The following is a 19,369-nucleotide window of genomic DNA, read 5'->3' as shown; positions in this document are numbered from 1 at the left end:
TATCAAACATTTAGTATTTGTATCGTTAAATACTAAATGAAAATCATACTGGATTATAAACATGGTGTGTTATATAAACGAAAAAACCATCAAAGTAGGCACTAAAAGTGAAAACTTTGATGGTTTTGTAAATACGTATATTAGAATTTGATTGCTTGATTATTTAGTTCATAAATTTCGTAGTTCGTTGAAACTGATTCTGAAGCATTTATCCAAACTTGTGGATTTTCTTCTAAATAATATCTTTCTGTGAACACAGCTTCTCCGTCATTAATGAATATCTCTATAGAACTTGTATCGATAAATATGCGCAAGTTAACTTTGTCATCGCTAAGAATGTTGGCATATCTTGTATCATCTGTATCTTTGCGATATAACTCAAATTCATTAGTGTTAGAATTATATTTCAAGTTTAAAATGCTATTGCCATTTTTATCAGTTAAATAAAATGATGTTTCAGCATTTTGTTCTGATGTGAATTTGTGTTCTAAATTAATTTCTACATGAGAAGAATCGTCTATTAATAAAAGGTCATCTTTTAATTCTGTGCTGTCTGAATTTAGTTTTTCATTTCTTAGTGATTTCAATTCTTCAACAGGTTTCATATATATTTTTTCGTTTTTAATGTGTAGTTGTCTTGGTAAAGTTAATGCTCCAGCCCAGCCATCTTCTTTTTCAGGCATGTCGCTTTCCCACATCGCCATCCAAGCAATGAGGATTCTACGACCATCAGGCGCTTGAGTTGTTTGAGCTGCATAGAAATCATGTCCAAAATCTAATTCTTGGAAATTACCTCTATTAAACTCTGTGTTGTCGTCATTGAATTGACCAGCAAAATAACCATTTTGGAATAAGTTTAAATATTTTTTCTCTTCTTTGTCTATACCTTGAGGTGAACATAATAAAATATCTTTGCCATCTAATCTAAATACATCAGGGCACTCCCACATAAAGCCTTCTGTTTTTAAGCCTTTAGATTTACTTGGTGCACCAATGTATTCCCAATTTAATAAATCGTCAGATTTATAAAGAATAATTCTACCTAGACCATCTTTTTCTTGGCTTCCTAGTACCATATAATATTTATCATTTTCTTTCCAAACTTTAGGGTCTCTAAAGTGATGAGTATTATCTTCTGGCTCAGAAGCAATTACTGGATTATTTTCGTATTTAGTAAAGTTTATACCATCTTTACTGTAAGCCATGTTTTGGTTTTGCCAGAAGTTATCTGGGTCACCATCGCCATAATAGTGATGACCCGTATAGAATAAGTATAAAGTATCATCTTTAACAATAGCACTTCCTGAGAAGCAACCATCTTTATCTTCTGGAGAACCCGGAGCAAGTGCTATCGGTAAGTCTTCCCAGTGTACTAAATCCTTACTTCTTGCGTGTCCCCAATGCATTGGACCCCATTCTGCACTATATGGATAATGTTGATAAAAAATATGATAATAGCCATTAAAATAACAAAATCCATTAGGATCATTAATCCAACCAGATTTGGCCATCACGTGGTAGCCTAACCTATATCTATCATCTGTTAATTGTATTTGTTCATTTGTCATGTCAATTATACCTCTTTCCTTTTTATTTGATTTTGACGAATAAATGGATCACCATAAACATCTTCGTCATCCTTTTTAAATGCGAATATCGCAAAAATTCCTGATATTAAAGCAATTCCTGAAATCACTAAAAATGTGTTGCTGTATCCTATGTTATCTCTTAGCGTTCCTAAAGGTGTTGATAATATAACTTGTCCAATTTGGGCAGCTATTTGGAACCCAATCATATATAAAGTGGCTGACAACTTAGGATTAAAATGTAGCGTAATATATCTAAACATTGGAAGCATAAATAATGGTACTTCAATAGCATGCATCATTTTAATAATTGAAATCGTAAATGGCGTAGTTAATACACCACTGAGTCCGATTCTAGCAACCATTACACAAACACCAAGCAATAAAGTATTTCTAACACCTAATTTATACATGATGATAGGCACAACACCCATCATTAAAGCTTCGAAAAATACTTGAATAGAATTTAACGTACCATACATTTGTTGGCCGGTTTCAGGTGAACTGAATAATTGTGTGTAAAAATCCGGGAACATTTGTTGGTCATAAATTGTATAGAACGACCATGAGAACATAATAAAAATAACGATTACCCATAAGTGGGGTAACTTAAGTAAATCGAGCATCTCTTTGAAACTCGGAATAGAACTATCAACATCCTCATCGCGAATTTCATCTTTAGCTTTATCTTCTTGTTTAGGTTTCCAAAATATTAAATTTAATAATAAAAATAAACCTAAAATTGAACCTATCCAGAAATTGTACTCTGGGTTTTTAACAAATAAAAATCCTGCAACTAAAGCTGATATAGCGTAACCAAACGAACCCCATGCTCTCGCTTGACCATATTTAAAATCAAAATAACGACTAAAACGTTCAGAAACAGCTTCGTAAATACCAGCGGCTGAAAGGAAGCCAGCAGATAGAAATAGTGAACCAACTATTATTCCAATCGTAAAGTGATTTTGAATGAGTGGTGCATAAATCCATATGAAAAATGGACCTACTAACGTTGACATCGTAGCACAGAAAATAAGTAAACTTCTCTTCAATACTAATTTATCCTGAAGAATACCATATGCGAACATTAGAATTAAAGTTACGAATGAGTTGGCTGAATATATCGTACCAACTTCACTACCAGATAAACCTAGACCATTTTTTTCTGAGGTAAGCCAAATTTGAAAGAATGACCACCAAATGGACCATGACGCGAAAAATATTAATAAAGTAAATGAAGACTGCAAGTAAGACTTGTTCTTAAAAGTTTGAAACATTTGCAATTAAATAATACCTCCTGAACCTTGAAAGGGCTTTCCTATAAAGAAGTGTATATTTAAATAAACAATATGTCAACCGGTTAACATATAAAATTAAAAAAATAGTATCAATCATTTTTATGGAATTCAAAATGATTGATACTAAATTAAATATGAGTTTTATATATTAATTTTTATTAACTGAAGCGTAGTAGATTGATTCTACAGCGTCTGCTAGGCCTTTATCGAATTCTTCTTTTGATTGTCCTGCGAATAAGTCTGTAACTAATGCGCGTGAGAAACTAGCGATTAAGCCTTCATTTTCTTTTAATAATTCGTTTGCTTTATCTCTTGAATAACCGCCAGATAAGGCAACAACACGAATTACGTTTGGATGTTCTATTAATGATTTATATTGATTTGGTTTTGTTGGAATTGTTAATTTCAACATCACGAATTGATCATCGTTTAATTTATCTAATTCTTTAGCAATTTCCTCAGTTAAAATATCTTCAATTTCTTCTTTATCTTTAGCGTTGATATTAACTTCTGGTTCAATAATTGGTACTAAACCTGCTTCGATAATTTGTTTTCCAATTTCAAATTGCTGTTGTACTACTTTAGTAATAGCTTCTTTATTAGCTTCTAAAATATTTGAACGCATTTTAGTACCGAAAACATTGCGATCTTTAGCGCGTTTTAATAGTTCGTCTAAACCTTCTATTGGTTTCATTAACTGAACACCATTTTCTTCATCAGCTAGACCTTTGTCTACTTTTAAGAATGGTACAATACCTTTATCAGCTAAATAATTAGATGTATATTTACCTTCTACTTCACGATCCATCGTTTGCTCGAATAATATAGCACCTAAAATTTTATCAGCGTTAAATGCTGGAGATGTTATGATACGTGTTCTCATTTCGTGAACAAGTGTAAACATTTCATCTTCACTATTATATTGATCTTCATCAATACCGTAGTCTTTCAATGCTTTTGGAGTACTACCACCACTTTGATCTAGTGCTGCTATAAAACCTTTACCGTTTTTAATTTTATCAAATTGTTCTTGGCTCATTTTTTCCACTCCTTATGATTTTCTACATGTACAGTATGATGAATAATAAAAGTTATCGCAAGTATTTAAGTTTCATGAAAAATATTATGTATAAATTAGTTTCTACAATTATGTCGAATTTAAGAAGTTTAAGGCTATGTCATTTCATAAATTGGACTGACGCTTTATTATAGAGGATAGGGAGGTTTCTCAATGAATAAAAAATACGCAATTGCACTTATTTCTGGTTTAGCTCTCGTAGCAATCGCTGTAGCCGTATTGTTGATGTCTTCAACACAAAAATCTACTTATTATGGTTACATGGAAAATAGCACTACAGCTGAAAAAGTAGTAAGTGAAAAAGATAATAAAGTAACAGAAAATGTTAAAATTAAGAATACAGAAGACTTTAAACCTAAAAAAGGTGACTTTGTAAAACTTATTTCTAATGATGACGGTAAAACTTATTATAAAAAAGATATAGTAGATCATGACGATATTCCCCATGGTCTTATGATGAAAATACATGAAATGGATATGGACATGGACATGTAATAAAAACGCCAAAATCTAAATGATTTTGGCGTTTTTTTATAAAATAATGTTAATTAGGTGTTATCCATTTCTTTATTAAATTCCTTAACAAGTTTAGTTACTTCTGGTCCGATAATTATTTGAGCATTATGTTTATCAATGATTACAACACCGTGAGCGCCAGTTTGCATTATTTTTTCTTTGTTTATCAGTGAGGTATCTTTAAGTTCTAATCTTAATCTAGTGATACAGTTTTCATATTCTATCACATTTTCTTTAGTACCTATATTTTCTAATATTTTCTTGGACATATATTGATATTGGTTATGCGATAAAGATAAATCTTTTTCTTCTTCGGACTTTTCTTCATCAAAATTATTGTCTTCAATTTGGCCGATTATTGAAACTTTTCGCTTAATAATATAGAAGTAAAAAGTAATAAAATAAAGTATGAAAAATCCTATGCCTACTGGAATTATCATCCAGCCTTTATCTGATAAACTTAGGTTCAATACATAGTCAATGATGCTGCCACCCCAAGAGAATCCTTCCCTAATGTGCAAGTAGTATAAGGTCATTCCTGCTAATCCAGTATATACAGAATGTATAAAGTATAAAAATGGTGAGGTAAATAGAAATGTAAATTCAATAGGTTCTGTTATACCTGCGACTATAGCTGTAAAACTACCAGAACCCATTAAAGCTTTTGTATTTTGTTTATTGTATTTTGCTGCTTTGGATATGGCAAGAGCAATGGCAGGTACACCGAACATTATTGAGACAAAATATCCACTTAGGAAATAACCTGCTGTAGGATCTCCGTTTAAAAATCTTGTAACTTCTCCATGAACAACTTCTCCTCCTGATGTTTTAAAGTCTCCAAGACCAAAATAAATATAAGTATTTAACACATGGTGTAATCCAAATGGAAGTAAAAATCTATTTAAAAATCCATTTATAAATACTCCTAGTCCTCCTAAAGTTACTAGTGATTGAGCTAGCCAATCAATTGAAGACTGAGCATAAGGCCAAATTAAAAAACATATACCTGTTACAGGTAACATAAGTACTATAATTACAGTTATGGGAAAATTCTCTCCAGAGAAAAATGAAAAGACTTTTGGTAGTTCTACATCTTTAAATTTATTGTAGACCCAAGCTGCAAGAAGCCCTGAAATGAGTCCTCCAAATACACTCATGTTCAAATCAGAATCAAGTAAATTAAGTCCTTCTTTTAGTATAGATATTGCAATAAAACCAGCTAGTGCAGGGATTCCTCTATCTTTAGTTTTTGATAACCCCATCGCTATACCTATTGCTATAAGGATATCAATATTATTAAATATTGCTCCGGATGCTTGAAATAGTTTCCAGTCCAGTAAATCTTCTGAACTAATTCTAAAAAGTATACCAGCTGCAGGTAAAGCTACTATTGGAATCAGCATTGATTTACCAAGCTTTTGTAAGAATCTCATCATAACAAATGTCCCCCTTTGACATTACAATTGTGAATAATTGATTAATGTTATCCCATTCGCTTTATTAAAAGTAGATTTTGCATGTTCGCTTGTTAATAAATCTAATTCTTCAATTCTTGGCATGACAAAAGATGAATGATCTCTTAAAAATTTATCTATATATGCTGGATGGCACATTATTTCTACAGTTTTATATAATTGATATTTCTCTCTGATGATTTCGATAGGGTTTAAAATTGTTTCAGGGTGATACTCAAAGTAATCAACCATTTTATAATTAGGATAATTCTTTTTATCTCCTAAATTATTTCGAATAGGCAGTTGATATTCAGATGCTAATTTTAAAAATACTGGTTCTATTATGTCTAAATTATTTACATGATGATGAGTATCCATATGAGTAGGTGTAATTCCAGTCTCTAAAAATTTTTCGATTTGTTCTTTCCATTCGTTGTATAGTTCATTTGTGTCTATATAAAATTTTTTTTCGTAATGAGATAAATCTCTAAAATTTCCATCACTATCTACTAAAGTATATAAATTATGTGTTAATGGTTTCCCACAAGTTAAAGTTAGGTGAATGCCAATGCCTAGATTCGGGTTTTCTTTCGCAAGTTGGATTGCATGGTTAAAACCTGGCATATTTGTTAAGCAAGTCGTTGAAGTAAGTATGCCATTTTTAAAAGCATCGATAATTCCGTAATTTACCCCATTTGAATAACCGAAATCATCTGCATTTATGATAAGCTTCATAATGTTTCCTCCCTTTTATTTAAAACGGGCCAATGATCTTTATTCGCTTCAAATAAATCTTTTAAGACTTCTTTCGCTTTATTCGTGTCTATGACAGTTCTATTTAAAATAAGGGCTTGCAATAACTTTTCATAATCATTATCAAAGTAAGCCTCAATTATTAATTTTTCATACGCGTATTGATTTTCTAGTAATCCTTTATAAAATGTAGATATTTCACCTATTTTAAAAGGCTCTACACCTTCGTTACCAAGTAAAGCGGGAACTTCTACAAGGGCGTCATATGGTAGATTAGAAATAATCCCTTCATTCCTTGTCATTATAATAAACCGTTCTTTTAAGTGATGAACAAGCGAAGCGGCAATACGAATCATGTATATACCATGTATATCACCAGAAATATCAATATTCTGAGTACTATTTTGATTAATGATAACGTCGCAGTCAGTGAAAACCTCTTTTTCTCGTCCATTTATAACTTGTCTAGCTCGAGTATTGTCCATAGGTTCCTTTTTAGATAATTCATTAGGATAAAGATAATATTGTAAATACGTGTTAGGTAGATATTCATTAAAGTCTTGTATCATTTGTTTAGCTTGTTTAAAAGTAGCTTGCCAGGAAGGGTCATTGGCAATTAATTTATCTGTAGGTTTAAAATCATTATCCAGAATAAGTTGTTTGAGCTGAGATGTATAATCATAACCCTGCTTATTTCGTATACTCGTAAACCATCCAAAATGGTTTAAACCAAAATAATCAGCTTCTAAATTCCATATATCTTCTTCCAATATGTCTGAATAGCTTTTCATAATTGCTATAGGCATATCACATATATTTAATAATCGTTTATCGTCAGGGAAGATTTTATCTAATGCTAGGCCAACAATTGCAGCAGGATTTGTATAGTTCAAAATCCAAGCATCTGAATTTAATGAACGAATATCATCGACAAGTTGAATCATATCAGGTATTGATCGTAACCCATAAGCCATGCCTCCAGCGCCGCATGTTTCTTGTCCTACTAATCCGTGTTTAATAGGTATTTGTTCATCTTTTTCTCTCATAGTTAGACCGCCAGTACGAATTTGGACGAATATAATATCAGTATCTTTAAAGGCTTCTTTTTTATTAGAAGTGTATTTAAAATTTTCTAATGAAGGGTAATGTTCTTTCAATAATATAGAAGCAGCACGTCCTATCTTTTCTTGTCGCGAAGTATCTGTATCGTATAGCGTAATATGACTTAGTGGTAAATGATTCGATTCTTCAATTAAACTCATTAATATACCTAGCGTATATGTACTTCCGCCACCAACTATTGTTAATTTACTCTTTTTCATTATTTTGTAACCCCTTTCAAGTAACATTATATAATATGTATTGTAAAAATCAATACAAATATAATACATATTTTAAATGTGTATGCTTTTTGAGTTTGAAGTGTTAAAATAAACTATGAAGGTGAGGGGTTTTTATGAGCAATAAGAAAATGCCTTTATATCAAAAAATCATGAAAAATATTCAAGATTATATTAAAAATCAAGGGCTAGAGCATGGAGATGTTATACCTACTGAAAAGGCTTTATCAGAAAAATATCAGGTAAGTAGGGTAACTATTAGAAAAGCTATTTCAAGACTAATAGAAAAAGAAATATTATACAGTATTAAAGGGAGCGGAACTTATGTAGCTTTCCCAAAATTTGAACATAATTTATTTAAGTTACAAGGATTTACTGAAGAAATGCAACCTTATCATGATTCTATTAAAAACAAAGTGATAGAATTTAGACTTATAAAACCAAATGAAGAAATACAAGAAATACTTAACCTCAACAAAGAAGAAAAAGTATATAACATAAAAAGGATTAGAAAATTGAACGGTGAAGTTTTAATTATAGAAAATGCTTATATACCGTTTGAACTATTTCCTGATCTTTCTGTTGAAGCGATGACTAAATCAAAATATGGTTATTTAAAAGAAAAGGGATATGTTATAAAAAAAAGGGTAGAAGAGTTTATACCTAGGTTACCAAGTGAAGATACAATGGAAATTTTTAATATAAAATCTAATACTCCTTTATTAGAATTAAGAGCACATTCTATATTAAGTAATGATGAAATATTTGAATATTCTGAGGTATTGTATCATCCTAAAAAATATAAATTTAAATTAGAATTATCAAGATAACAAAAAGGGGATATTATTATGTTATTACGAGAGAAGAAAGAATCTGATATTGAAGAATTAGCTAAAGTGCATTATGAGTCATGGCTTTCAACGTATAAAGGAATTATTCCTGAGAGTTATTTAGATGAAATTACTTTGGAGTCTTACATAGAAAATCATTATAAATTTAATGCACCTTGTATTGTTGCTGAAATAGATAATAAAATAGTAGGTTTTTTAATGTATGCAAAAGATAAAGATGATGATACTAGTGAAAATTGTGGAGAAATACTCGTCATTTATTTACTTGAAGCATATCAAAACCAAGGTGTAGGTACTCAATTAATGATAGAAGCTGAGAAGAAAATGAAACAGGAATATGATCAATTAAGTCTGTGGGTAATTGAAGATAATTTACAAGCAGTGAATTTTTATGAGAAGTGTGGATTTAAAAAAGATGGAAAAGTAGAATTAAGTGAACATGGTGTTGTTTTACGTGAAACCCGTATGATAAAAGATTTATAAAAACCATATTGCGATAAATGAATATCGCAATATGGTTTTTTATTTTATATATCGATTACATACACTTTAATATATTAGGATATTAATTTTTTGGAATTTAAGAATAAACAACGAGATTAAATTTTTTTAAAGTTTTTTTAGAATTATTAATAAAAATATGATTATTAATATAATACTAGGGTAACATACTAAAAAAGGAGGATATATATATGAGTAAAATTACAGATTCATTTATGAATGCATTAGATAGCATTATTGGATTTATTCCAAATTTAATTAGTGCGATTATTTTATTAATCGTAGCTTGGATTATTGCAGTAATTGTTAAAACGATTATTGTAAAAGGCTTAAGAGCTATTGGATTTGAAAAATGGTTAGAGAAAAAAGGATTAACTGAAGCAGGTAGTGGTAAATCTGAATCAGAAGGTTTAATTCAAACATTCGGTAAACTAGCTTACTTCATTATTTTCCTATTATTCTTGCCATCAGTGTTTGATGCATTAAATATGACATCAGTATCAACACCTATTAAAAATATGATGGATAGTATTTTAAACTTCTTACCTAGAGTTATAGTAGCAGTAATAATACTAATAGTTGGTTTATTTATTGCTAAAGTATTAGGTACATTAGTTAAAAACTTATTAACTAATTTAAATGTTAGTCGTTATAACCATTATGTTAATTTTGGTGAAAACAAAGAAAGTATAGATATTCCTTCAGCTACAGGCTGGATTCTTACAACAATAATTGGTTTATTCTTTGTTGTTGAAGCTTTACACACTGTAAACTTACAAGTGTTAAATACAATTGGTGAAGCAATTATTGGTTACTTACCATTAGTTATCTCAGCAGCTATTATCTTAGTAATCGGTTTTGTTGGTGGTAACTTATTATCTAAACTTATCAAAAAATCTACAGGCAATGGTCTTGTAGCAGAAATTGTTAAGTATTTAGTAATTGTTGTTTCAGTATTTATGACACTAGATCAATTAAACTTTGCTCAAAGTATTGTTAACGTAGCATTCTTACTTATCTTAGGTGCTGTTGCAGTAGCATTTGCTATTTCATTCGGTATCGGTGGTAAGTCATTCGCAGAAAAAACTTTAAGAAAAGTTGAAGACAAAGCAGACTCTGATAAATAATATTGAAGAATCCAAATAAAGAGGCTGGGCTAAAATAATTGCCTAGCCTCTTATATTTTGATTTAGGGACTTATATCCCAAGGTGGTTATTATTTATTAAATACGAGTTTTATATTTAAATTGTTACGATACCTAGTAAAATTGCGATAAATAGCATAACGATTGAAAATCCCCAAATCCAGAAGAATGCGTATTTAATATATTTACCCATATTAATTTCAGCTAGCCCGACTGCTAACCAAAGAGCAGGTGAAAATGGACTAACGAATGTACCGATTATGTTTCCTATCATTAATGAATAGGCTGTTGATAGTGAAGGTACACCAAATTGACTTGCAGTTGATTCTACAATTGGTAACACAGCAAAGTAATATGCATCTGTACTAGTTAATAAATCTAATGGAACACCTAGCATACCAATTATAATATGTAGATAAGGTCCAACTGCTGTTGGTATTATATCAATCAATGATAACGCGATTGATTCTAACATGCCTGTTTCATTTAAAATACCTAAAAATACACCAGCAGCTAAAATAACCGCGGCCATCATTAAAGCATTAGGTGCGTGTGCACGTAAGCGATCCATTTGTTCGTCAACATCTCTGAAGTTTAATGGTAATGCAATACCGACACCAATCATAAATGCTAATTCTGGTGGAACGATGTCTAATAACATCATTGCAACTATAATAATTGTAAGTATAAGATTGAGCCAAAGAATATAAGTATGTTTTTTAGCTTCACCTTTAATTGAAGCATTTTCTTCTTGAACTTTTTGATAATTTTCAATAATTTCATTCATGTCTACTTTAATTGTTTCTTCATCAGGAAATTCTCTTGCAATACGTTTCTTTTCTCTTAAGCCTAAATAAATAGCAAATAGAATTGCTAAGACTATACCTATTAATTGTATAGGTATGATGTTGTACCAAAGTTGATTAATATTATCTACTTTTAGAACTGAAGCAGTACGAGCCATAGGTCCGCCCCAAGGCACCATGTTAATAATAGCGGCACTTAGCGCAAGTAGTAACACTAATAAATAAGGACTCATTTTAAGTGTTCTATATAAAGGTAATAAAGCAGGAATCGCTAATAAGAAAGTAGTGGCACCAGCACCATCAAGTTGTGCAAAAGTACCAATAATGGTTGTGACAATTGCTACGATAATAATATTTCCACGTGTTAATTTAATCATGCCTTTAACTAACGGTCTAAATAAGCCGCTATCTGAAATAATTCCAAAGTATATAATCGCGAAAATAAACATTACTGCTACATTAAATATTTGATCAAAACCAGAATCTACATATTTTCGTATATCTCCGAAACCATGTCCAAGAACTAATGCGCCAATAATAGGTATTATTGTCATACCGACTACTGGACTGACCTTTTTAAAAATTAACATTGTGACAATGGATATTATAATAATAAGCCCCACAATTGTTAACATTGTATTTGCTTCTTCCATGAATGATTCCCCTCTTTAATTAAGCGCTTACAAATAATGTTAAACAAAAACTTTCTATGCAAAATGAACTCTTATAGAAAGCTTTAATTAGTATATCATTATAGAAAGTAAAAATGTACTGAATTTTAAGAATTTTTAGTTTTTGATATTATAAAATTTTTAATTATGGTTTGATATTTTCCATATTATGTTATAATTTAAGTAATTAAAGAAATATATAAAGTTTTTAATTGTATAAACATATATTGTAGAGGTATAAAAAATGAATAAATACATAATAGCACTATTTAGCATCATGATTACTCTAACGCTTATAGGATGCTCAAAAGATAGCAACAAAGAGACGGATTCATCAGAGAAAAATGATTCAGAGAAAGTTGTAAAATCAAAACAAGAAGAAAAGGCAAAATTGCCTAAAGATGTATTTCAATCAGATGGAAACAATCAATCATTAACTAAAGATGATGTGAAGAAAAGTATTCAAAAATATCTTAATACAAATGAATCAGTATATAATGTGACTTCAAAAATTGAAGAAAAGTATGGGATGAACAAAATTTAACAAATGAAGAAACTAAGCAATTAGAAGAAGCTCGTAAATTGTTAGACGAGAATGATCAAAACTTCTCTAATTATTTAAAAAATAATAAATTACCAAGCGAATACAAAAAAGATACATATAGAATAAGTGAGTACTTTACAGCCTATAATGATACTTTAAGTAAACTTGATAATAGTATTCAACAATTGGAAAAAAAGGCTAATGACGGTGAAATCCCATTTAAAGAAGTGAAAGATATAATACCAGATAGCAATAAAGTTAGTGGTAAACAACAACAGAAAATAGAAAAGTTTCTTAAAAGCATTGATATTAAAACAAAAGCATTTGAAAGGTGATTGAATTACCAATGAATAAAATGAAGTTAGCAATTTTTTTAGATGACTGTAGACATATATTAGGGTTCGCCATTCTATTAGTTTATTTTATATTAAGTTCGAAGTTGGATATACAATTTGCTTATTCAATTGTGATCACGTTATCGACTTGTTTATATTCATTGTTTTTTATCGCCTCTGATTTTAGGATGGCCAGATATCAACGTAAACCATTGGTATCCGTAAAATATAGAATATTTCAATCAATAATATTCTTATTACTAGGTGTGACTGTATACTATAGTAATTATTGGGAAAGTTTTATTGGTGTTCTCATATATGGGATTGTAGCACTAGTTATATTTATAATGTTCAATAAAAAAATATATAAAATACAAGGTTTTGAGTATGTTAATGAATAGAATGCTAAATAATATAGATTTAATGAGGGTAGTTACAATATTTATAAGTCTAGGCGTAATAAAAATATTTGGTTTAGATAAAGGTACTTATATTATTATTTTTATCGCTACAATTTCGTATTTATTCTTCGAATGGTTAAGAGCTAAAAAGGTAGCTAAAAATATTAAAAAATTTATGTTATTTAAAATGGGACTAGCTATCATAATAATGTGTATCGCATTATCATATTTTATTCTATTTTGGAAGTCTAATAGTAATTTGAGTATTTTTTATATCATTATTTACACTATCATTGGATTCGTTCACAGTTATATTGAAAAGAAATATTTAATTAAAAACACTAATAATGAAACAAATTCATAAGAGATAAATTTTATAAAAATACGCTTGTAATACATCCGCAGGCGTATTTTTTATTTATTTTTATATAGAAAAAATAAACTTCTTGTAATGTTGTTGAATAAAAATATTGATATTTAATTGAAACGATAGTATTTTCAGAATTTTATATCAAAACATATAGACATTTATTTCCATATATTTTATAATTGATAACGGTTATCAATTACATAAGGAGGAAAAATATGAATAATTATAAGAGGTTATTAGTTATGTTACTTGTTGCTAGTGCGTTATTTTTAACAGCTTGTAGTGATAGTAATAAATCAAAAGATAAAGATAAAGAGGCGAAAGGTGAGGAACCTAAACAAGAAAAATCAATAGAAATTAAAGATGAATTGGGTACGGTTCAACTTAAAGATAAACCTAAAAATATAGTTGTATTAGAATATTCATTTGCTGATGCTGTTAAGAATTTAGGTTCGATACCAGTTGGTATCGCTGATGACAATAAAAAAGAAATTATTAAGAAGTTATATGGAGAAGAAGTTAAATACACTTCGGTAGGCACACGTAAACAACCTAACTTAGAAACGATTAGTTCATTAAATCCAGATTTAATTATTGCAGATGTTCAAAGACATAAAGGCATTTATGAAGATCTTAAGAAAATTGCACCAACAATGATATTAAAGAGTAGAGAAGCAAGCTTTGACGATGTAAATGCTTCATTTGAAAAAGTAGCAACTGCAATGGGCAAAGAAGATGAAGTCAAAAAGATGTTGAATGATTTAGAAGATAAATTAAAAGAAGCTAAATCAAAAAATGAAAAAGCTTCTAATAAAGATGAAAAAGTTATGATTGCTGTTGCGCGTGAAGATGCATTCCAAGCACATACCTCTCATTCTTATGTAGGCCAACTATTAGAGAAAATGGGCATGAAAAATGCGATTGAATCTAATAAAGCGTATGAAGAAGTAAACTTAGAAACACTATCTAAAGTAAATCCGGATAAATTAATTATTACTTCTGATAAAGATAAACCGATTACTGATGAATGGAAAAATAAAGAACTTTGGAAAGAGTTAAGTGCTTATAAAAAGGGTCAAATTCAAGAAGTGGATAGAGATTATTGGACTAGATTTAGAGGTTTCAAAGCAAATGAATACATCATGAAAGATGTAGAGAAAAATAATAAATAATTGAATGGAACAATGAGTGTGTAGTTTTATGTATTCATTGTTCCATCATTTCAATATTTAGTTGGTGAAATGATGCAGAGAAAGTCTATTATAACAATGGTCATGATTATCATATTAGTGATTGGTATGGTATTGAATTTGAGTATAGGTTCAACGTTTATGAGTTTAAAGACGATATTTAATGCCATTGTAGCAGATGATCACTCTAAAGATGCGCTGATTATTAATACGATTCGTTTGCCAAGATTATTCGTTGCTATAATGGTAGGAATAAGTTTAGCTGTAGGTGGTGCTATTATGCAAGCTTTAACTAAAAATGCTTTGGCATCGCCTCAAACATTTGGAATTAATGCAGGAGCAGCATTGTTACTTGTTGCTTCAATTGTATATTTACCAGGCCATTCAGATACAATTAATCCTTATATTGCTTTTTTAGGTGCAATTGTAGGTGGGTTGATAGTATATACGTTTATTTATGGACACGAGAATAATCATGTACGATTAGCATTAGCAGGTATGACAATCCATTTATTATTATCTTCCATAACTGAAGTGTTGATAATACTTAATGAGAATTCTACTGATGTTTTGTATTGGTTAACGGGTTCATTAAATGGTAAGGATTGGGATGGTGTACAAATCTTATTACCCTGGTTTGTAATAGGTGTATCTGTTGCTTTATTTTTAGCTAAAGACTTAACCGTTTTATCATTAGGGGATATATTTGTAACGAGCTTAGGACTTCATAAGAAACTAAAATATTTAATTTTTAGTTTTATTGTGATTATATTAGCTGGTTCGTCTGTAGCTGTAGCAGGACCAATTGCATTTATAGGTCTAATTGCACCTCATATTTCAAGAAGATTAATAGGTGGAGGGTATGAGAAGAACTTATACTTCACCGCATTAACAGGCGCAGTTATTCTCGTATATGCAGATACGTTATCACATATCATTGCTTATCCATATGAATCTCCAGTTGGAATTGTAACAGCACTAATCGGGGGACCATTCTTCTTATATCTTTGTAAAAATGGAAGGAGTGGTCTTAAATAATGAAGTATAAATGGAAGTTTATCATTGTGATAATTATTCTGATTATAAGTATCTTGCTACATGTACAAGTCGGATCACAATTCATTTCATTTAAAGATACATTAAACACGGTTGCTGGAACAAATGATGATTATGCATTTGTATTATATACATATAGAATACCAAGAATGGTCATTTCTTTAATTTCAGGTTTACTATTAGGATTAGCAGGTGCTATTGTACAAATATTACTTAGAAATCCATTAGCTTCCCCTGATATTATAGGTGTTACTAAAGGAGCTGGATTATTTGCCGTTGCGCAGTCATTACTATTACCAGCGTTGCCATTCTATTATCTTGGTATTTCTTCATTTCTAGGTGCGGTTATAATGATTATAATCATTATGTTCTTGGGGAGGATTTTTCAAGCCACAACTTATACGATAGCTTTAATTGGTGTAGCTTTAAGTGCTATATGCCAAGCTGGTATTCAGTACTTTATGATACGCTATCCAGATAATATCAATACTATATTGCTTTGGCTGTCGGGTAGTGTATGGAGTAGAGATTTTGATGACTTGTGGAATTTTATACCGAGTGTATGTATATTACCATTGATATTTATATTCGCAAATAAGTTGGATATTTTAAGTTTAGGTGATGAAGCGGCCATAAGTTTAGGAGAAAAGGTAAGTATTATTAGAAGTGCTTATTTATTCATGTCAGCAATATGTATTGGTTCCGTCGTATCTGTTACAGGTACTATTGGTTTTATCGGCTTAATATCTCCTCATATTGCAAGGTTATTAATAGGAAGAAAAGCTATAAGTCTTTTACCATTATCATCTATTATAGGGGCTATATTTTTACTTTTAGCCGATGCTATTGGTAAAGGTATTGCACCACCTGTGGAAATCCCAGCAGGGGTTATTACTGCAATAATTGGCGCACCATACTTTTTATTCTTACTTAAAAAAGAGAAATGAGTATGTAGAGAAGGTGAGTGTGAGGGTTGTCTTACTTCAGACAGAAGGAAGTCTAAAAACAGATCGAAAGTTACAAAAAGACCTTTCCATTATCTAAATATGATGGAAAGGTCTTTTTATAAAGTTATTTCATTTCTTTAAATGCTTTGTAGAATATTTCTCTTTGTTTCTCTAATGAGATTGGGTCATTATATTGTGTTTCTGTAACATCAAATTTCACCACATGATTGTTCTTCATAGCATCTGTATTTTTCCATACATTTGTTTCTTCAAATTGCGCTTTTTGGTCGCCATTGGCAGCTATAATAACATAGTCTCCTAAATATTGATCAAATTGTTCTGGAGTGATAGTGAGTGTGCTTGTCTTTTTAGTTGCTGATTTTAATTCATCAGGTAACTTTAATCCCCAACCATCAAATATAATTTCTCCACCTCTGCCCATCTTATCGTTAAATGCAATGAGCCCTTTAGGTGTTTGCTGTAAAATAGTCGCTGTTTTTCCTTTTATTAATGGTTCCAGTTCTTTTTTATCTTTAGATAGTTGTGCTTTCCATTCTTTAAGCCATTTATCTGCTTTGTCTTGTTCTCCAACTAATTCAGCTAGCAGTTTTGTATTGTCTTCATATGTAGATTTCATGTTATCGAAAGTAACAGTAGGTGCTATTTTTTTAAGTTTATTTAAATTTTTGTCTTGAGATGTTGCGATAATTAAATCCGGTTTTGCTTTGGCAATTTGTTCAACGTTTGTGTTATCAATCTTCTTAGCATCTTTTGTAACATCATTTAATACTTTATTCTGCTTAACAAATTCTGGTACAGCTACTGGCTTATGTCCAAATTTTACTAATGCGCCCACGTATGTTGGATGTAATACAACGATACGTTTAGGGTCTTTTGGAACTTCAACTTTTTCTCCAGAATCATTCGTAAATGATTTAGTATCAGATTTACTGCCTTCTGATTCTTTACTATTTTCTTCAGTGTTACTATTCCCACAAGCTGCTAAAAGCATAACTAAAACAAGCATAAAAACGGATAATTTTTTCATCATCGTCCTCCTATTTTTTGTAAATGATAATTCTTCTCAATTATACCAAATTGAAAAACCATTACAATAAATTTTTGGAAAATTAAAATAGGAAACATTTGAAGAATTAGGTAAAAACAAGTAGAATTAAAAAAGAATCGATACTTGAAAGGAGTGAGATAATAATGGAATGGCTCATAGGGTTACTAGGAGAAGATATATTATTTAATTATTTAACGTTTAGTATACATTACTTCATTCCAATATTATTAACGCTTCTATTTGTATACTTAGAAATGCAAGCAAGTATCAAATTGAACGAGACATGGCATGTACAACCATCTACTGAAGTACAAGATCAGTATATCTTTGTATGGATGGTACCTATATTAAGATGGAGAATAAAATGCCTGTCGAAAACAGTCGATGAAGAAGACGCGTTGCCAATATATTAAATCATATTTTATTTAATATATTGGAGGAAAATTTTTTGAAAAAACTATACACAGTAATCGCATTTTTAGCAATATCATTAATACTAGGAGGGTGTGCACCACAAGAAGGTGGCATGTTCCATTCAACATTTGTTGAACCATTTGTTCATCTTATTAAATTCTTTGCATCATTTTTCGGTAATAGTTACGGAATAGGTATCATCATTGTAACGCTATGTGTACGATTGATTGTAATGCCTTTCATGTTACGTTCTTTTAAAGGGCAGAAGAAAATGCAATTTAAAATGAAACAACTTAAACCACAAATAGACGAAATTAATAAGAAAATGAAATCAGCTAAAGATGAAAATGAAAAAGCACAATACAGTCAAGAAATGATGGCTTTATATAAAGATAATGATGTAAATCCTTTAAACATGGGTTGTTTACCGATGTTGATACAAATGCCAATATTAATGGCATTATACTTTGCAATATATAATAATGACGCATTAGCAAGTCATAACTTTGCTTGGTTTAATCTAGGCACACCAGATATATACATGGCTCTGATTGCAGGTGGATTATATTTATTACAAGCATATTTATCAACACGTTATTTACCAGATGAATCTAATAACCAAATGAAATATATTATGTATATAAGTCCAATTATGATATTTATTGTGAGCTTGAATATGCCAGCAGCATTACCATTATATTGGAGCGCTAGTGCAATCGTCTTAATTATTCAGCAATATATATCAAATAAATACTTTAATTATCACGAAGAAGAAATTGAAGTACAAACAAGTACGTCATAATATAAAACAAAAAGACCCTTCCAATCTGATATGCTCCCTGTTAAGTAAACACTTAAATAGTGAAAATTTAGCAGGGAGTTTTATTATGACTAGAAATATTAAAATAGATATCAATACTTTATTAGAAGCTTTTGATTTATATGAACAAGGCTATAGCTTCTTAAACGTTATAAAAATGTTGTCATTGAATACAAATCGTAGATTATTAAGTGAAAAATACCAGAGGTATAAATTATATGGAG

Annotated in this window: 20 protein-coding genes; 12 read left to right on the top strand and 8 right to left on the bottom strand. The window is 30.2% G+C overall.

The annotated features are described in order from the left end of the window. Positions 1-140: 140 nt before the first annotated feature. The 3 genes from LQ615_RS04270 to LQ615_RS04260 all read right to left on the bottom strand — a co-directional run bounded on the left by LQ615_RS04270 (position 141) and on the right by LQ615_RS04260 (position 3,923). Positions 141-1,568: a glycoside hydrolase family 32 protein gene (locus tag LQ615_RS04270; RefSeq protein ID WP_016999833.1), complete on the bottom strand. Its 1,428-nt coding sequence runs from the start codon at positions 1,566-1,568 to the stop codon at positions 141-143. A 5-nt stretch (positions 1,569-1,573) separates the two neighbouring features. Further along, entirely contained in the window at positions 1,574-2,863 is a 1,290-nt protein-coding gene (locus LQ615_RS04265; RefSeq protein ID WP_064205070.1) for an MFS transporter, read from the bottom strand. Positions 2,864-3,032: 169 nt separating this feature from the next. Then, on the bottom strand, positions 3,033-3,923 hold the full coding sequence (locus tag LQ615_RS04260; protein ID WP_016999835.1) for a fructose bisphosphate aldolase: 891 nt from the start codon (positions 3,921-3,923) through the stop codon (positions 3,033-3,035). 192 nt (positions 3,924-4,115) lie between these two features. Here LQ615_RS04260 and LQ615_RS04255 point away from each other — a divergent pair, with 192 nt between their 5' ends. Further along, on the top strand, positions 4,116-4,457 hold the full coding sequence (locus LQ615_RS04255; RefSeq protein ID WP_070045197.1) for a DUF4889 domain-containing protein: 342 nt from the start codon (positions 4,116-4,118) through the stop codon (positions 4,455-4,457). Positions 4,458-4,510: 53 nt separating this feature from the next. Here the strand turns inward: LQ615_RS04255 and LQ615_RS04250 are convergent, their stop codons facing one another. From LQ615_RS04250 to LQ615_RS04240, 3 genes are read right to left on the bottom strand one after another with little or no spacing between them, the layout of a single operon-like run. After that, on the bottom strand, positions 4,511-5,914 hold the full coding sequence (locus LQ615_RS04250; protein WP_016999837.1) for a PTS transporter subunit EIIC: 1,404 nt from the start codon (positions 5,912-5,914) through the stop codon (positions 4,511-4,513). A 21-nt stretch (positions 5,915-5,935) separates the two neighbouring features. Next, positions 5,936-6,667: a chitin disaccharide deacetylase gene (gene chbG / locus LQ615_RS04245; protein WP_239703756.1), complete on the bottom strand. Its 732-nt coding sequence runs from the start codon at positions 6,665-6,667 to the stop codon at positions 5,936-5,938. Next, on the bottom strand, positions 6,664-8,007 hold the full coding sequence (locus LQ615_RS04240; RefSeq protein WP_016999839.1) for a family 4 glycosyl hydrolase: 1,344 nt from the start codon (positions 8,005-8,007) through the stop codon (positions 6,664-6,666). Before LQ615_RS04240 ends, chbG begins: the two co-directional genes overlap by 4 nt. A 134-nt stretch (positions 8,008-8,141) precedes the next feature. On the opposite strand from LQ615_RS04240, the gene LQ615_RS04235 reads away from it, so the two are divergent. From LQ615_RS04235 to LQ615_RS04225, 3 genes are all read left to right on the top strand, one after another. Beyond that, positions 8,142-8,855, top strand: a complete 714-nt coding sequence (locus LQ615_RS04235) for a GntR family transcriptional regulator (RefSeq protein WP_016999840.1) — start codon at positions 8,142-8,144, stop codon at positions 8,853-8,855. An 18-nt stretch (positions 8,856-8,873) separates the two neighbouring features. Next, the gene (locus LQ615_RS04230) at positions 8,874-9,359 is read left to right on the top strand and encodes a GNAT family N-acetyltransferase (protein ID WP_064205047.1); all 486 of its coding nucleotides are present in this window, start codon (positions 8,874-8,876) and stop codon (positions 9,357-9,359) included. 209 nt (positions 9,360-9,568) lie between these two features. After that, the gene (locus LQ615_RS04225; protein WP_016999842.1) at positions 9,569-10,504 is read left to right on the top strand and encodes a mechanosensitive ion channel; all 936 of its coding nucleotides are present in this window, start codon (positions 9,569-9,571) and stop codon (positions 10,502-10,504) included. Between the two features lie 115 nt (positions 10,505-10,619). Here LQ615_RS04225 and LQ615_RS04220 read toward each other — a convergent pair whose 3' ends face one another. Beyond that, positions 10,620-11,981, bottom strand: a complete 1,362-nt coding sequence (locus tag LQ615_RS04220; RefSeq protein WP_239703757.1) for a CitMHS family transporter — start codon at positions 11,979-11,981, stop codon at positions 10,620-10,622. A gap of 262 nt (positions 11,982-12,243) precedes the next feature. Here LQ615_RS04220 and LQ615_RS04215 point away from each other — a divergent pair, with 262 nt between their 5' ends. The 6 genes from LQ615_RS04215 to LQ615_RS04190 all read left to right on the top strand — a co-directional run bounded on the left by LQ615_RS04215 (position 12,244) and on the right by LQ615_RS04190 (position 16,842). Beyond that, positions 12,244-12,543 carry a hypothetical protein gene (locus tag LQ615_RS04215; protein WP_064211794.1) on the top strand — a complete coding sequence of 100 codons (300 nt, stop codon included), beginning with the start codon at positions 12,244-12,246 and terminating at the stop codon, positions 12,541-12,543. A gap of 38 nt (positions 12,544-12,581) precedes the next feature. Further along, complete coding sequence (locus tag LQ615_RS04210; RefSeq protein WP_064211795.1) at positions 12,582-12,878, top strand: NDxxF motif lipoprotein; 297 nt, start codon at positions 12,582-12,584, stop codon at positions 12,876-12,878. Positions 12,879-13,265: 387 nt separating this feature from the next. Next, complete coding sequence (locus LQ615_RS04205; RefSeq protein WP_214269592.1) at positions 13,266-13,643, top strand: hypothetical protein; 378 nt, start codon at positions 13,266-13,268, stop codon at positions 13,641-13,643. Positions 13,644-13,864: 221 nt separating this feature from the next. Further along, complete coding sequence (locus tag LQ615_RS04200; protein WP_064205042.1) at positions 13,865-14,821, top strand: ABC transporter substrate-binding protein; 957 nt, start codon at positions 13,865-13,867, stop codon at positions 14,819-14,821. Between the two features lie 72 nt (positions 14,822-14,893). Next, positions 14,894-15,877 carry a FecCD family ABC transporter permease gene (locus LQ615_RS04195; protein ID WP_016999853.1) on the top strand — a complete coding sequence of 328 codons (984 nt, stop codon included), beginning with the start codon at positions 14,894-14,896 and terminating at the stop codon, positions 15,875-15,877. Continuing rightward, positions 15,877-16,842 carry a FecCD family ABC transporter permease gene (locus tag LQ615_RS04190; RefSeq protein ID WP_016999858.1) on the top strand — a complete coding sequence of 322 codons (966 nt, stop codon included), beginning with the start codon at positions 15,877-15,879 and terminating at the stop codon, positions 16,840-16,842. The genes LQ615_RS04195 and LQ615_RS04190 overlap by 1 nt, the downstream gene beginning before the upstream one ends. Positions 16,843-16,966: 124 nt before the next feature. Here LQ615_RS04190 and LQ615_RS04185 read toward each other — a convergent pair whose 3' ends face one another. After that, entirely contained in the window at positions 16,967-17,890 is a 924-nt protein-coding gene (locus tag LQ615_RS04185; protein WP_016999859.1) for an ABC transporter substrate-binding protein, read from the bottom strand. A 164-nt stretch (positions 17,891-18,054) separates the two neighbouring features. Here LQ615_RS04185 and LQ615_RS04180 point away from each other — a divergent pair, with 164 nt between their 5' ends. Together LQ615_RS04180 and yidC are read left to right on the top strand one after the other, a co-directional pair. Continuing rightward, positions 18,055-18,324: a hypothetical protein gene (locus LQ615_RS04180; protein ID WP_016999860.1), complete on the top strand. Its 270-nt coding sequence runs from the start codon at positions 18,055-18,057 to the stop codon at positions 18,322-18,324. 35 nt (positions 18,325-18,359) lie between these two features. Beyond that, positions 18,360-19,127, top strand: a complete 768-nt coding sequence (gene yidC, locus LQ615_RS04175; RefSeq protein WP_064205039.1) for a membrane protein insertase YidC — start codon at positions 18,360-18,362, stop codon at positions 19,125-19,127. Positions 19,128-19,369: the final 242 nt, after the last annotated feature.

Source organism: Mammaliicoccus sp. C-M13, assembly GCF_022386845.1.
GTDB classification, from domain to species: Bacteria; Bacillota; Bacilli; order Staphylococcales; family Staphylococcaceae; genus Mammaliicoccus; species Mammaliicoccus lentus.
This window is presented reverse-complemented; position numbering and strand designations above follow the sequence as displayed.

Excerpts from the sequence above, each read along its gene's own strand:
- LQ615_RS04220 (WP_239703757.1), bottom strand. The coding sequence starts at position 11,981 with ATGGAAGAAGCAAATACAATGTTAACAATTGTGGGGCTTATTATTATA.
- LQ615_RS04230 (WP_064205047.1), top strand. The coding sequence starts at position 8,874 with ATGTTATTACGAGAGAAGAAAGAATCTGATATTGAAGAATTAGCTAAA.
- LQ615_RS04270 (WP_016999833.1), bottom strand. The coding sequence starts at position 1,568 with ATGACAAATGAACAAATACAATTAACAGATGATAGATATAGGTTAGGC.
- LQ615_RS04255 (WP_070045197.1), top strand. The coding sequence starts at position 4,116 with ATGAATAAAAAATACGCAATTGCACTTATTTCTGGTTTAGCTCTCGTA.
- LQ615_RS04215 (WP_064211794.1), top strand. The coding sequence starts at position 12,244 with ATGAATAAATACATAATAGCACTATTTAGCATCATGATTACTCTAACG.
- LQ615_RS04185 (WP_016999859.1), bottom strand. The coding sequence starts at position 17,890 with ATGAAAAAATTATCCGTTTTTATGCTTGTTTTAGTTATGCTTTTAGCA.
- LQ615_RS04180 (WP_016999860.1), top strand. The coding sequence starts at position 18,055 with ATGGAATGGCTCATAGGGTTACTAGGAGAAGATATATTATTTAATTAT.
- LQ615_RS04225 (WP_016999842.1), top strand. The coding sequence starts at position 9,569 with ATGAGTAAAATTACAGATTCATTTATGAATGCATTAGATAGCATTATT.
- LQ615_RS04190 (WP_016999858.1), top strand. The coding sequence starts at position 15,877 with ATGAAGTATAAATGGAAGTTTATCATTGTGATAATTATTCTGATTATA.
- chbG (WP_239703756.1), bottom strand. The coding sequence starts at position 6,667 with ATGAAGCTTATCATAAATGCAGATGATTTCGGTTATTCAAATGGGGTA.
- LQ615_RS04195 (WP_016999853.1), top strand. The coding sequence starts at position 14,894 with ATGCAGAGAAAGTCTATTATAACAATGGTCATGATTATCATATTAGTG.
- LQ615_RS04205 (WP_214269592.1), top strand. The coding sequence starts at position 13,266 with ATGTTAATGAATAGAATGCTAAATAATATAGATTTAATGAGGGTAGTT.
- LQ615_RS04260 (WP_016999835.1), bottom strand. The coding sequence starts at position 3,923 with ATGAGCCAAGAACAATTTGATAAAATTAAAAACGGTAAAGGTTTTATA.
- LQ615_RS04200 (WP_064205042.1), top strand. The coding sequence starts at position 13,865 with ATGAATAATTATAAGAGGTTATTAGTTATGTTACTTGTTGCTAGTGCG.
- LQ615_RS04250 (WP_016999837.1), bottom strand. The coding sequence starts at position 5,914 with ATGATGAGATTCTTACAAAAGCTTGGTAAATCAATGCTGATTCCAATA.
- LQ615_RS04235 (WP_016999840.1), top strand. The coding sequence starts at position 8,142 with ATGAGCAATAAGAAAATGCCTTTATATCAAAAAATCATGAAAAATATT.
- LQ615_RS04265 (WP_064205070.1), bottom strand. The coding sequence starts at position 2,863 with ATGTTTCAAACTTTTAAGAACAAGTCTTACTTGCAGTCTTCATTTACT.
- LQ615_RS04240 (WP_016999839.1), bottom strand. The coding sequence starts at position 8,007 with ATGAAAAAGAGTAAATTAACAATAGTTGGTGGCGGAAGTACATATACG.